At 32.3% G+C, this 13,124-nt stretch carries 11 protein-coding genes; 8 read left to right on the top strand and 3 right to left on the bottom strand.

Going from position 1 to position 13,124, the window contains the following annotated elements; translation table 11 throughout:
* Positions 1–35: 35 nt before the first annotated feature.
* Both mnmM and mnmL read right to left on the bottom strand, forming a co-directional pair.
* A complete protein-coding gene (mnmM, locus tag LQ608_RS01690; protein ID WP_239749298.1) occupies positions 36–593 on the bottom strand; it encodes a tRNA 5-(aminomethyl)-2-thiouridylate-methyltransferase MnmM in 558 nt (185 codons plus the stop codon).
* A complete protein-coding gene (gene mnmL / locus LQ608_RS01685) occupies positions 590–1,549 on the bottom strand; it encodes a tRNA modification radical SAM protein MnmL/YtqA (RefSeq protein ID WP_239749297.1) in 960 nt (319 codons plus the stop codon). The genes mnmM and mnmL overlap by 4 nt, the downstream gene beginning before the upstream one ends.
* Before the next feature lie 120 nt (positions 1,550–1,669).
* On the opposite strand from mnmL, the gene LQ608_RS01680 reads away from it, so the two are divergent.
* The 3 genes from LQ608_RS01680 to LQ608_RS01670 all read left to right on the top strand — a co-directional run bounded on the left by LQ608_RS01680 (position 1,670) and on the right by LQ608_RS01670 (position 5,856).
* On the top strand, positions 1,670–2,848 hold the full coding sequence (locus LQ608_RS01680) for an MDR family MFS transporter (RefSeq protein ID WP_239749296.1): 1,179 nt from the start codon (positions 1,670–1,672) through the stop codon (positions 2,846–2,848).
* A gap of 289 nt (positions 2,849–3,137) precedes the next feature.
* Positions 3,138–5,522 (top strand): leucine--tRNA ligase, encoded by a 2,385-nt coding sequence (gene leuS, locus LQ608_RS01675; RefSeq protein ID WP_239749295.1) that lies wholly within the window; start codon positions 3,138–3,140, stop codon positions 5,520–5,522.
* Between the two features lie 22 nt (positions 5,523–5,544).
* Positions 5,545–5,856 (top strand): rhodanese-like domain-containing protein, encoded by a 312-nt coding sequence (locus LQ608_RS01670; RefSeq protein ID WP_239749294.1) that lies wholly within the window; start codon positions 5,545–5,547, stop codon positions 5,854–5,856.
* Between the two features lie 57 nt (positions 5,857–5,913).
* Here the strand turns inward: LQ608_RS01670 and LQ608_RS01665 are convergent, their stop codons facing one another.
* Entirely contained in the window at positions 5,914–7,170 is a 1,257-nt protein-coding gene (locus LQ608_RS01665) for a BaiN/RdsA family NAD(P)/FAD-dependent oxidoreductase (protein ID WP_115337314.1), read from the bottom strand.
* Positions 7,171–7,292: 122 nt separating this feature from the next.
* On the opposite strand from LQ608_RS01665, the gene LQ608_RS01660 reads away from it, so the two are divergent.
* From LQ608_RS01660 to dat, 5 genes are all read left to right on the top strand, one after another.
* Positions 7,293–8,927, top strand: coding sequence for a putative polysaccharide biosynthesis protein (locus LQ608_RS01660; protein ID WP_239749293.1), 1,635 nt, complete (start codon positions 7,293–7,295; stop codon positions 8,925–8,927).
* 3 nt (positions 8,928–8,930) lie between these two features.
* Positions 8,931–9,632: a pseudouridine synthase gene (locus tag LQ608_RS01655; RefSeq protein ID WP_107509652.1), complete on the top strand. Its 702-nt coding sequence runs from the start codon at positions 8,931–8,933 to the stop codon at positions 9,630–9,632.
* Positions 9,633–9,701: 69 nt separating this feature from the next.
* Positions 9,702–10,133, top strand: coding sequence for a YtxH domain-containing protein (locus tag LQ608_RS01650; RefSeq protein WP_078357561.1), 432 nt, complete (start codon positions 9,702–9,704; stop codon positions 10,131–10,133).
* 644 nt (positions 10,134–10,777) lie between these two features.
* Positions 10,778–12,193, top strand: a complete 1,416-nt coding sequence (gene pepV, locus LQ608_RS01645; RefSeq protein ID WP_107509639.1) for a dipeptidase PepV — start codon at positions 10,778–10,780, stop codon at positions 12,191–12,193.
* Positions 12,193–13,041, top strand: coding sequence for a D-amino-acid transaminase (dat, locus tag LQ608_RS01640; protein ID WP_239749292.1), 849 nt, complete (start codon positions 12,193–12,195; stop codon positions 13,039–13,041). Before pepV ends, dat begins: the two co-directional genes overlap by 1 nt.
* Positions 13,042–13,124 lie beyond the last annotated feature (83 nt).

Raw genomic sequence — 13,124 nt, 5'->3', positions numbered from 1 at the left:
CTGAAAATTCAGGTTTGCTTTTTTAGTTTCAATACTTATCTTTTTTCAATAGCAACTATATAAGGTGGGTTATTTTTTTGATTAATAAATTGATAATGAAGTACGTGAGCTGTTTTTTGATCTATATTACTTACATATGCTAACACTTCATTTGATTCAATTTGACCTTCTGGGTGACCTGGATATACAACTAATACAATAATGCCATTTTTGTTAGTAATTTCAAAAAGGCTTTCAATTGCTTGTATTGTAGTTGAAGGGTTTGTTGTAATATTTTTGTCTCCTTTAGGTAAATAGCCTAAATTGAAAATTGTTGCGTCTATATTTTTATTGAATTTATTTATAATAGAAGCGGCATTTTCATGTCCTGTTTGGTAATAATTAATATGATTAAAAGATTTTGTTTTTTCTTTTGTACTATTTATTGCATTTTCTTGTATATCGAATGCATAGACTTCACCATTCGTAACTTGATTTGCGAGGAATAACGTGTCGTTACCATTACCACAAGTAGCATCTACTACGATACTATTCTCTGTGATATGAGAAGATATTAATTTTCTAGCAAAAGGAAGGATACCATCAACTATCATGATTTAATATGCTCCGTCTTTACAAATTTAGATCCTTGCATAGTTCCACGATCTTTTAATTCTTTATCGATAGCATTTAATACTTCCCATTTATTAACACTCCACATAGGTCCAACCATTAAGTCAATAGGTCCATCTCCAGTTATACGATGAATAATCATTTCTTCCGGTAAAATTTCTAGTTGATCACAAACAAGTTGAGTATAGTTATCTTGAGTCATAAACTCAAGCATACCTTTTTCGTATTGCTTTACCATTGGTGTTCCTTTTAATAGATGTAGTAAATGGATTTTGATACCTTGAACATCCATCTGAGCAACTTCTTTAGCTGTTTCCATCATCATATTGTAATCTTCACCAGGTAAACCATTAATAATGTGCGTACAAATGTTAATATTGTGCTTTCTAAGTTTAGCTATACCTTCGTAGTAACACTTCATATCGTGAGCTCTATTAATTAAATCAGATGTTTCTTGATGTACGGTTTGTAAGCCTAGCTCAACCCATAAATAGGTTCTTTCATTTAGTTCTGCTAAATATTCAACAACATCGTCTGGTAAGCAATCTGGTCTTGTAGCGATAGAAAGACCAACTACATTTTCTTCTGCTAGGGCAGCTTCATATTTTTCTCTTAAAACTTCAACTGGTGCATGTGTATTGGTAAAAGCTTGAAAATAGGCTATGTATTTTCCTTCAGACCATTTTTCATGCATTTTGTCTTTTATTTCTTTGAATTGTACATGTATTGGTTCTGCTCTATTGCCAGCGAAATCACCACTACCAGCTGCTGAACAGAAAGTACAACCACCGTGCGCTACAGTGCCATCACGGTTTGGGCAATCAAATCCACCATCTATTGCAATTTTAAATATTTTTTCTCCAAATTTATTTCTTAAATGATAATTCCATGTATGATATCTCTTATTATCAAACGCAAAACGGAATTGTTCTGTCATTTTATTTCACATCCTGTTCTACAAACTTATCTAAAGCATTTTAACATATAATATTGAACTTTTGCAGAAAAAGGTTTAGACTATTCAAATTGACAAAATTAGAGAGGGAGGGTGAAATCTTTGAAAATGCCTAAAATTGTAAAAATGTTAATTATTGGTATGGCTATTAATATTACAGGATCCAGCTTTTTATGGCCGCTTAATACAATCTATATGAATGAAGAATTAGGGAAAAGTTTAAGTACTGCCGGCGTCGTATTAATGATTAATGCATTTGGTAGTGTTATCGGGAATTTATTAGGTGGTAGTTTATTTGATAAAATTGGGGGATTTCGCTCTATTATTTTTGCCTCTTTATTAAATATATTAAGTTTAGTAGGTTTGAATTTTTTAAATGATTGGCCATGGTATCCATTTTGGTTAGTAATATTAGGCTTCGGTGGTGGTATTATTGTTCCAGCCATTTATGCTATGGCAGCTGCAAGTTGGCCAAATGGTGGTCGTACAACATTTAATGCTATTTATCTAGCACAAAACTTAGGTGTTTCAATAGGGGCAGCTGCTGGTGGGTTTGTAGCTGATTTTAGCTTTAGTTATATATTTATGGCAAATTTATTATTATATGTTGTATTCATACTTATTGCGTTAAAATATTACAATATTGATTTAGAAGTTCATTTAAAAAATGATGAAGGTATTGGGAGTGTCGCGCAAGTAAAAGACAAAAGTAAATTCACAGCTCTTTTATTATTGTGTACAATGTTCAGCTTATGTTGGATTGGATACGTTCAATGGCAGACAACTATAGCAACATATACACAAACAGTAGGTATTTCTTTAAAACAGTATAGTTTGTTATGGACAATTAATGGCGTGTTAATCTTAGCTGGTCAACCTTTAATTGCACCATTTATAAATAGATTTAAAGAAAAAATAAAATTGCAAATGTTTATTGGGCTGACTATTTTTATTATAAGTTACTTAGTTACGAGTGTTGCAGAGCAATTTACAATGTTTATAGTAGGTATGGTTATACTAACGTTTGGTGAAATGTTTGTATGGCCTGCAGTTCCAGCTATAGCAAATCAATTAGCTCCAAAAGGTAGAATGGGTGCTTATCAAGGCATTGTTAACGCATCTTCAACAGTGGGTAAAGCATTTGGGCCAGTTGTTGGTGGTGTTTTAGTCGATGTATTTGATATGAAAGTGATGTTCTATAGTATGATAATGCTTATACTAATTGGTTATTACTTCTTATACATTTATGATAGAGGAATATCGAAACAAGATTCGACATAATTTTAAATAAAACTTGCAATATATAAAGAAATTGCATAATATTAGGGTGTATATAAGGCGTAGTAGCTTTAATGTGAATCTTTAGAGAGTCAGTGGTGCTGTGAACTGATGATATCCATTAAGTGAACTTATGAACTGTTAATTATTTATTAAAAGCAATCTTAAACCATATAAATGAAGTGCACTTTTTAGTGAATTCTGGGTGGTACCGCGGCATAATTATCCAAGTCGTCCCAACTGTTATTATGGTTGGGATGGCTTTTTTTTATTTTATAGGAGGAGCAAATAAATGAATTATAATCATCAAGAAATTGAAAAGAAATGGCAAAATTTTTGGGAAGAGAATAAAACTTTTAAAGCTGACGATAATGTTGGTCAGAAAAAATTCTATGCATTAGATATGTTTCCTTATCCATCTGGTGCTGGATTACATGTAGGTCATCCAGAAGGTTATACAGCTACTGATATAGTTTCAAGGTATAAAAGAATGCAAGGTTATAACGTGCTTCATCCTATGGGCTGGGATGCATTCGGATTACCAGCAGAACAATATGCTATTGATACAGGTAATGATCCTAAAGAATTTACAGCTAAAAATATTGCAACATTTAAACGTCAAATTCAAGAATTAGGATTCTCATACGATTGGGATAGAGAAGTAAACACGACTGATCCTGAATATTATAAATGGACACAGTGGATTTTCATTCAATTATATAACAAAGGTTTAGCTTATGTGGACGAAGTAGCAGTTAACTGGTGTCCAGCTTTAGGCACTGTACTTTCTAATGAAGAAATAGTTGATGGTGTTTCTGAGCGTGGAGGACACCCTGTAGTACGTAAACCTATGAGACAATGGGTATTAAAAATCACAGAATATGCTGATCGTCTGTTAGAAGATTTAGAAGATGTGGATTGGCCAGAATCAATTAAAGAAATGCAAAGAAATTGGATTGGTAGATCTGAAGGTGCAGAATTAACATTTAACATTGATAATACAGATTTATCATTTGATGTATTCACTACTAGACCTGATACAATTTATGGTGCAACATTTGCGGTACTATCTCCAGAACATCCATTAGTAGATCAAATTACCTCAGAAGACGAAAAAGAAGCAGTAGAAGCCTATAAACTAAGTGCATCTCGTAAATCTGATTTAGAGAGAACAGATTTAGCAAAAGATAAAAGTGGTGTATTTACAGGAGCATTTACTACTAATCCATTCACTGGTAAGAAAATGCCAATTTGGATTGCAGATTATGTATTAATTAGTTACGGTACTGGTGCTGTAATGGCTGTTCCTGCTCATGATGAGAGAGATAATGAGTTCGCTGAAAAATTCAATTTAGACATCATTACTGTTTATAACGAAGATGGTAAAATGATTGATTCTGATGTGTTAAATGGTTTAACACAAGAGGAAGCGGTTCCTAAAGCAATTGAAATGTTAGAAGAAAAAGGCATCGGTCAGAAAAAAGTAAGCTATAAATTGAGAGACTGGTTATTTAGTAGACAACGTTATTGGGGAGAGCCTATTCCTGTAATACATTGGGAAGATGGTACGATGACAACTGTTCCAGAAGAAGAGCTACCATTAATTCTACCTGAAACAAATCAAGTTAAGCCATCAGGTACAGGAGAGTCGCCACTTGCAAACATTGATGAATTTATTAATGTAGTAGATCCTAAAACGGGTATGAAAGGTCGCCGTGAAACAAACACTATGCCACAATGGGCTGGTAGTTGTTGGTATTATTTAAGATATATCGATCCTCATAATGGTTCACAACTTGCTGATCCAGAGAAATTGAAACATTGGCTGCCAGTAGATTTATATATTGGTGGGGTAGAACATGCAGTTCTTCATCTATTATATTCAAGATTCTGGCATAAAGTGCTTTATGATATAGGGGTAGTACCAACGAAAGAACCATTCCAAAAGTTATACAATCAAGGTATGATACTTGGTGAAGGTAATGAAAAAATGAGTAAATCAAAAGGGAACGTTGTAAATCCTGATGATATTGTTCTATCTCATGGTGCAGATACATTGCGTTTATATGAAATGTTTATGGGTCCACTTGATGCAGCAATTGCTTGGAGTGAAAATGGATTAGATGGTTCTCGTCGTTTCCTAGACAGAATTTGGCGTTTACTTGTTACTGAAGAAGGGAACATAACGAGTAAGGTCGTAGAAGAGCCTACATCAGCATTAGATAAGGTTTATAACCAAACTGTTAAGAAAGTCACAGAAGACTTTGACACATTAAACTTTAATACTGCTATTAGCCAAATGATGGTATTCATTAATGAATGTTATAAACAAGATCATATCAACAAATCATATATCGAAGGATTTGTAAAAATGTTATCACCAATCGCACCACATATATCTGAAGAATTATGGCAAAAACTAGGTCATACTGAAACAGTAACATATGAAGAATGGCCAACATTTGATGCTTCTTTATTAGTCGATAATGAAGTGGAAATTGTAGTACAAGTAAATGGTAAGTTAAAAGATAAAATGAAAATATCTAAAGATTTAACTAAGGAAGAAATGGAAACAGTAGCTTTAGAAAATGATAAAATAAAAGAAGCTATAGAAGGTAAAACAATACGTAAAGTGATTGCAGTACCTCAAAAATTAGTTAATATCGTTGCAAATTAAAACATATAGGAGTGTTCTAGTTATGAAAGAAATTACAGTAACAGAATTAGCAGAAAAAATTACATCAAGTAATCCAATAAACATTATTGATGTAAGAGAAGACGACGAAGTAGCATTAGGTATGATTCCAGGAGCTAAACATATTCCAATGGGTGATATATCAAATGAATTAAAACACTTCGATAAAGACCAAACATACTACATTGTATGTGCTGGTGGTGTCAGAAGCGCTAAAGTAGTAGAATACTTGAATGACCACGACATTGATGCAGTTAATATTGAAGGCGGCATGAATGAGTGGGGCGACGACGGTTTAGAAAATAAAAGAGTTTAAATATAATAAATGGAGTGGGACAGATTAATTGTCCCACTCCATTTTTATTATAATTAATTATTCATAAATTGATGCGTTATATCCAGCTACATAACCTGTAACTAATGCACTTGTAATATTATATCCACCTGTATAACCATGAATATCCAAAACTTCTCCTGAGAAAAATAAACCAGGACATAACTTAGATTGCATTGTATTAGGTTCAATTTCTTTAATGTTTATGCCACCACCAGTTACAAAGGCTTTGTCGATAGGCAATGTGCCATTAACTGTAAAAGTAAAGGATTTAAGGTTTTGAACAAAAGTTCTAATGGCTTGCTGTGATAAATGATGATAAGTTACATCAATATCAATACTTGACTGTTCTAAAATAAAGTGTAAATATCTTTCTTGGACGAGTCCTTTTAATGCATTTTTTATCGCTTTGTTTGGCTCATCTTTTAATTTTTTTACAATTTGTTGTTCTAATTCATGTGCTTTTATTTCCGGAAATGCATCGATAGACATTTTAACTTCATTTTTCTTTTGGGATTTTTGTTCTTTATAAACGAACTGGCTACATCTTAAAGCAGCTGGTCCTGAAACACCAAAGTGAGTAAATAACATATCCATTTGATGTGTTATTCTAGGTTTGTCATTTTTCTTTAAAACGGAAAGACCGACATTTTGTAAACTTAATCCTTGCAGTGTTTTATTTTTAATAAAAGGCTCGCTAGATTTAATAGGAACTTCTGTAGGGAAGAGTTCAGTTATTGAATGTCCAAGGTTTTCAGCAAATTTGTAACCATCACCAGTAGAACCAGTGTGTGGGACGCTACACCCTCCTGAGGCTATAATAACAGTACGTGAAGGGATGAAAGTGCCATCTTGTAATGTAACACCAGAAATTTGTTGATTTTCACTTTCTATTGATGATACTGTTGTCTCTTGACGTATTTCGACACCATTTTCTTTTATGGAATTTACAAGAGCTTCAACAACATCTTGGGCGCGATTAGAAACGGGGAACATTCGACCATGGTCTTCTTCTTTGAGATTTACTTCTCGAGATTCAAAGAAGTTAATGATAGATTCGTTATCAAAAGTAGAAAAAGGACTATATAAAAACTTTCCATTACCAGGAATATTTTTTATAATTTCTTCATAAGGTAAACGGTTAGTCACGTTACATCTACCGCCACCTGATATACGAAGTTTACGTCCTAATCCTTTTTTCTTTTCGATTAATAAAACGCTGTTGCCTTTAGCACTTGCACTATATGCAGCCATTAAACCACTAGGTCCAGCGCCAATTATTATTGTATGATACATAAGTAACCTCCATAAGTATATGTAATAATATTTTAACGAATAATGAGTCTTAAAAAAAGTAGTAGAATAGAAATAAACCTGTTATTATTAAATTTAAAAGTAAATTAGATAGGGATGAAATTATGTCAGAAAGTAAAGCGCTAGTAAGGGGAACCTTCCTTCTTACTGCTAGTATTTTAATAACGAAAGTCATAGGTATACTTTATTTAATACCTTTTTATGCTATTATTGGCGATGAAAAAAATCTTGCACCATTTACATATGCTTATCAACCATACACAATCATGATAACAATCGCAACTGCTGGTGTTCCACTTGCAGCAGCAAAATATGTATCCAAATATAATGCACTTGGTGCTTATAAAGTGAGTAGAAAACTATATCAATCTAGTTTTATAGTTATGTCCATTTCAGGAGTTATTGGTTTTCTACTTTTATACTTCTTATCACCGACAATTGCTCAATTAACACTAGCAAATAATGGTGATTTAGAAGGCGGATGGCAAATAGATGACATTACAACTGTTATTAGAACGATCAGTTTTGTAGTATTATTTATACCATTGTTGGCAACTTGGAGAGGTATTTTTCAAGGTTTTAATTCTATGGGACCAACTGCTGTTTCTGAAGTTACAGAACAAGTTGCACGTATCGCTTTTATTTTAGGAGGAAGTTACCTCGTATTAAATGTGATGAACGGATCTGTCTTAATGGCCAACCAAGTTGCTACGTTTGCAGCTGGAATAGGTGCTGTTACTGCATTGTTAACATTGCTTTATTATTGGGTGAAAAGAAGACATTTAATTAAAGCTGAAGTTGAACAAGATATAAGTGATATTGATGTTTCTTATTTCAAAATTTACAAAGAAATCATTAAATATAGTATACCGTTTGTAATTGTAAGTTTATGCTTCCCAATTATTAATTTAATTGATCAGTTCACACATAATACTGGTTTGGCAATGGCTGGTGTAAACAGTGAATTACATGATATTTATTTTACTATGTTAAGTATGACTACAAATAAAATTGTTATGATTCCAACTTCATTAGCTGCAGGATTTGCGGTAAGTTTAGTGCCTTTTATAACAAACACATATAATTCAGGTAGAATTGATGCAATGCATCATCAAATAAGAAAGTCATTAGGCGTATTACTTTATTTAACAGTACCTGCATCATTAGGGATTATGGTGCTTGCTCAACCATTATATAACGTGTTTTATAGCTATAGTCCAATGGGAACTGAAATATTATTCTGGTACGCGCCAGTTAGTATTTTAATCGCATTATTATCAGTTACAGCTTCAATGTTACAAGGAATCGATAAACAAGCTTTAACAGTATGGATAGTTATTGCTTCATTAATTATAAAAGCTATTATCAACTTGCCATTAATTATGGTATTCCATACATTAGGGGCAGTATTAGGTACTGCAATTGCTTTGCTTGTCGCAGTAATATTAAACTGTGTAGTCCTTTGGAAATATGCAGACTTTAAATTTAATATAACGATTTATCACACATTAAGAATTACGTTCTATACAATTGTAATGGTGTTATTAGTGGAATTAAGCTATTTCATTGTTTCACTCTTTATAGATCCAGCATCTAAATTAGGTGCATTAATCGTATTAATTGTAGGTGGCATTGTTGGTGTTATCGTATATGGTTATTTAACAATGCGCTCTCGTTTAGCAGACGAATTTTTAGGGGATATTACTTCTAAAATCAGACGTAAAATTAAGTGGGTGTAAATGATGAGATTAGATAAATTTTTAGCAAATGCAGGTATAGGAACTCGAAAAGAAGTGAAAAAATTTCTTAAGAAAAATTTAGTGAGTGTGAATGAAGAAATTGTTAAAAAGCCTGAAATGCATATCAATCCAGAAGAAGATGTTATAACTTTTGATGATATTCCTATTGAATATGAGCCAGTTGTTTATTTAATGATGAATAAACCAGCAGGGTATATATCAGCAACTGAGGATGATGAGCACGAAACGGTAATTGATATTGTTCCAGAATATATGCATTTAGATTTATTCCCTGTAGGCAGATTAGATAAAGATACTGAAGGATTGTTATTATTAACTAACGATGGCAAATTCTCACATCAATTAATGAGCCCAAAACACAAAGTTCCAAAAAAATATTATGTCGAAGTAGATGGACATATTAGTGAGAATGCAACAGAAATATTTAAAAAAGGTATTGATTTAGGAGACTTTACATCTTCACCAAGTGAATTAGAAATTATTGAGAATGATGAAAGCTCTAAAGCATTTGTTACTATATATGAAGGCAAATTCCATCAAGTTAAAAGAATGTTTCAATCAATAGGTTGTGAAGTTACTTATTTAAAACGAATACAAATTGCTGACTTAGAACTCGATGAATTATTAGAACTTGGTGAGTACAGACATTTGATGGAAGAAGATTTTAAACTTTTGAATTTATAGATTTAAATGTTTATAAACTTTAACTAAGGGTATTATAACTAGTATTAAATTAAATAGAGGTGGATACAAATGGCTAAAAAAGCAGGATTATTTAGAACATTAGTTGTATTAGGAGGAACTGCAGCAGCAGTTGTCTTATCTAAAAAAGAAAATAGAGATAAATTAAAAAACGAATATGGTAAATACAAAGAAGATCCAGATAATTACAAAGAAAATGCAAAACAGAAAGCAAATGACTTAAAAGGTAAAGCTCAAAATGAATATGGTAAATACAAAGAAGATCCAACAACTTACAAAGAATCAGCTAAAGTAAAAGCTAAAAATGAATTCCAAAAAGCAAAAGAAAATCCTAAAGGATATGCTTCTAATGCTAAAAATCGTCTTAAAAAAGATAATCAAGAACCAACAGATTTAAGTGAAGCTAAATTTGATGACGAGGGTGGAACAGCTAACGGTAATTTAAGAGTTGTTACAGAAGAAGACTTAAAAAATAATAAATAAGCATTTATAACTATTAGACCGTCAGTTTGACGGTCTAAAGAGGCTGGGACAAATTAATTGTCTCAGCCTTTTGTTATTCTATAGGCAATAGTTGTCTGGGTAACACCAAGCCCTTTTTATAATAACTGGTATATAAGCAAAGCACAGTAAACTTACTTATAAAGGACTACTGTATATCAGAATTTCACAACCGACACGCCTGAGGGAGCAGTACAAGTCGAAGACTACAGGCTGAGACTGTACCCTAGGCAAGGGAGGTTGTGAAATTATAATTGTATACATATTGATACCGACAGTTTTGTCGGTATCAGCATCTCTATTTATCATGTTAGCCTCGTCTTGCAATATTCAGCATCTCTATTTATCATGTTGGACCTGTCTTGATAAATTCAAGACAGTTTGTCGACAGTCTGAGACCGACAGTTTTGTCGAGATATTTTTAATTATTTATAAATGGCTGTCCTTTTTATATGGGAAATAATTTCTTTAAAAAAATTTAAAATATAAATGACCATAGTGGTACGTATAAGGAAATAACTTTTTAGCTAAAAAAATAGCAATTTATCAGTATTTCTATTTCATATTTACAAAAATATCATGTATTATATAGATAACTATTCAAGTTAAGAAAGAGATGATTTTCGATGTGGAAAAATAAAGTTAAAGAATATGAAGAAGATATTATTAATGATTTAAAGGGGCTCTTAAGCATCGAAAGCGTAAGAGATGATTCTGCCAGTTCATATGATGCACCGGTTGGACCTGGTCCTAAAAAAGCGTTGAATTATATGTATCAAATTGGTGAAAGAGATGGCTTCTCTTATGTAGATATTGAAAATATAGTCGGAAGAATCGAAGCTGGTAAAGGTGAGGACTTATTAGGTATTCTTTGCCATGTTGATGTTGTACCAGCTGGAGCTGGATGGGATTCTAATCCATTTGAACCTGTTGAAACTGAAAATGCTATTATAGCGCGTGGTACTTTAGATGATAAAGGTCCAACTATAGCAGCATATTATGCAGTCAAAATCTTAGAAGATATGAAAGTTGATTGGAAGAAAAGAATACATATTATTGTGGGCACAGACGAAGAGTCTGATTGGAAATGTACAGATAGATATTTTGAAACTGAAGAAATGCCTTCTGTAGGTTTTGCACCAGATGCCGAATTCCCACTCATTCATGGAGAAAAAGGTATTGTTACATTTAACATTCTACAATCAGGGTATGTTGAAGATAATGATGAACCAGAAGTAGAATTAAAAGCCTTCTTCTCAGGCGAAAGATTTAATATGGTTCCAGACACTGCTCAAGCAAAATTATTAATTAAAGAACAAATGACTAATGTTGTACAAATATTTGAATCATTTTTAAGTGAGCATGAAATTGAAGGTGAAGCTTCAATTGACGAAGGATTTTTAAATTTAATCGTTCATGGTAAAGCAGCACATGGTATGGATCCAACTTTAGGAGTAAATGCTGGGTTACTACTTATCCAATTTTTAAATAAATTGAATTTAGATAAGTATGCAAATTCATACGTTAAATTTGCTAATGACTATTTAGTCGACTCTCCAAAAGGTGAGAAAATGGGTATGAAATTTGCTACTGAAGAAATGGGAGAAGTTACAACTAATACGGGTATTATGAGTTATACAGATGTAGATGGTGGTCAATTCGGAATTAATTTAAGATATCCAGAAGGTTTCAATTTTGATCAATCCATTTCTCGTTTTACTGAAGAAGTAACTGAAAAAGGCTTTGAAATTGAAATGGATAAACATCAATTACCACATTATGTAGATAAGAACGATCCATTTATAGAGCAGCTATTATCAGCTTATAGAAATCAAACTGGTGATAAATCTGAGCCATACACAATTGGTGGTGGAACATACGCTAGAAACTTAGATAAAGGTGTAGCATTTGGTGCGATGTTTAAAGACTCAGAAGATTTAATGCATCAAAAAAATGAATACATTACAAAAAAACAATTATTTAATGCAACTGCAATTTATTTAGAAGCAATATACAATGTCTGTGTAAAGGATGATGAGTAATGACATATATTTTTATAAATGATGAATTTGTTGACGAATCTAAAGGGCAAGTAAGTTTTTCTGACAGAGGATACAATTTTGGAGATGGAATATATGAATACATACGTATTTATGACGGCGAAGTATTCACAGCACATGAACACTATGAGAGATTGTTTAGAAGTGCTAAAGAAATTGGTTTAAATTTAGAAGATTATACTGTTGAAGGACTAATTGATGTAACAAAAGAGTTAGCTGCAAAGAATAATGTAGTAAATGGTGGCATATATATTCAAGTTACTCGTGGTGTAGCACCTCGTAATCACCCATTTCCTGATGCCAGTACAAAACCAGTATTTACTGCTTTTTCAAAAAGCTATGACAGACCATATGAAGAATTAGAAAATGGTGTTAAAGCAATCACTGTTGATGATATTAGATGGTTAAGATGTGATATAAAAAGTTTGAATTTATTAGGTAACGTTCTAGCTAAAGAAAAAGCTACTCAAAATGATGCTGCAGAAGCAATCATGCACAGAGACCAAACTGTAACAGAAGGTAGCTCAAGTAACGTGTATGCTATTAAAAACGGTAAAATATATACACATCCAGCAAATAATTTAATATTAAACGGTATTACGAGACGTGTTATTAAAAAAATAGCTCAGGACTTAGAGATTCCATTTATAGAAGAAGCATTTAATTTAGATTTCTTAAACAATGCAGATGAAGTCATAGTTTCAAGTACGTCGGTTGAAGTTATGCCTGTTGTACAAGTGAATGATAGTAAAATTGGGGATGGTAAAGTTGGTCAAATTACGAAGCAACTACAAAAATCATTTGATAATTATATTGAGTCCAATTCTTAAAAATATTTTAGTGTAATTTTAATATCTAGACCAAACCATATGAATACTGAATTTATTAGACTTATTGTATATTAATAGGTTCA

The sequence above is a fragment of the Mammaliicoccus sp. H-M34 genome (assembly GCF_022386495.1).
Lineage (GTDB): Bacteria > Bacillota > Bacilli > Staphylococcales > Staphylococcaceae > Mammaliicoccus > Mammaliicoccus fleurettii.
This window is presented reverse-complemented; position numbering and strand designations above follow the sequence as displayed.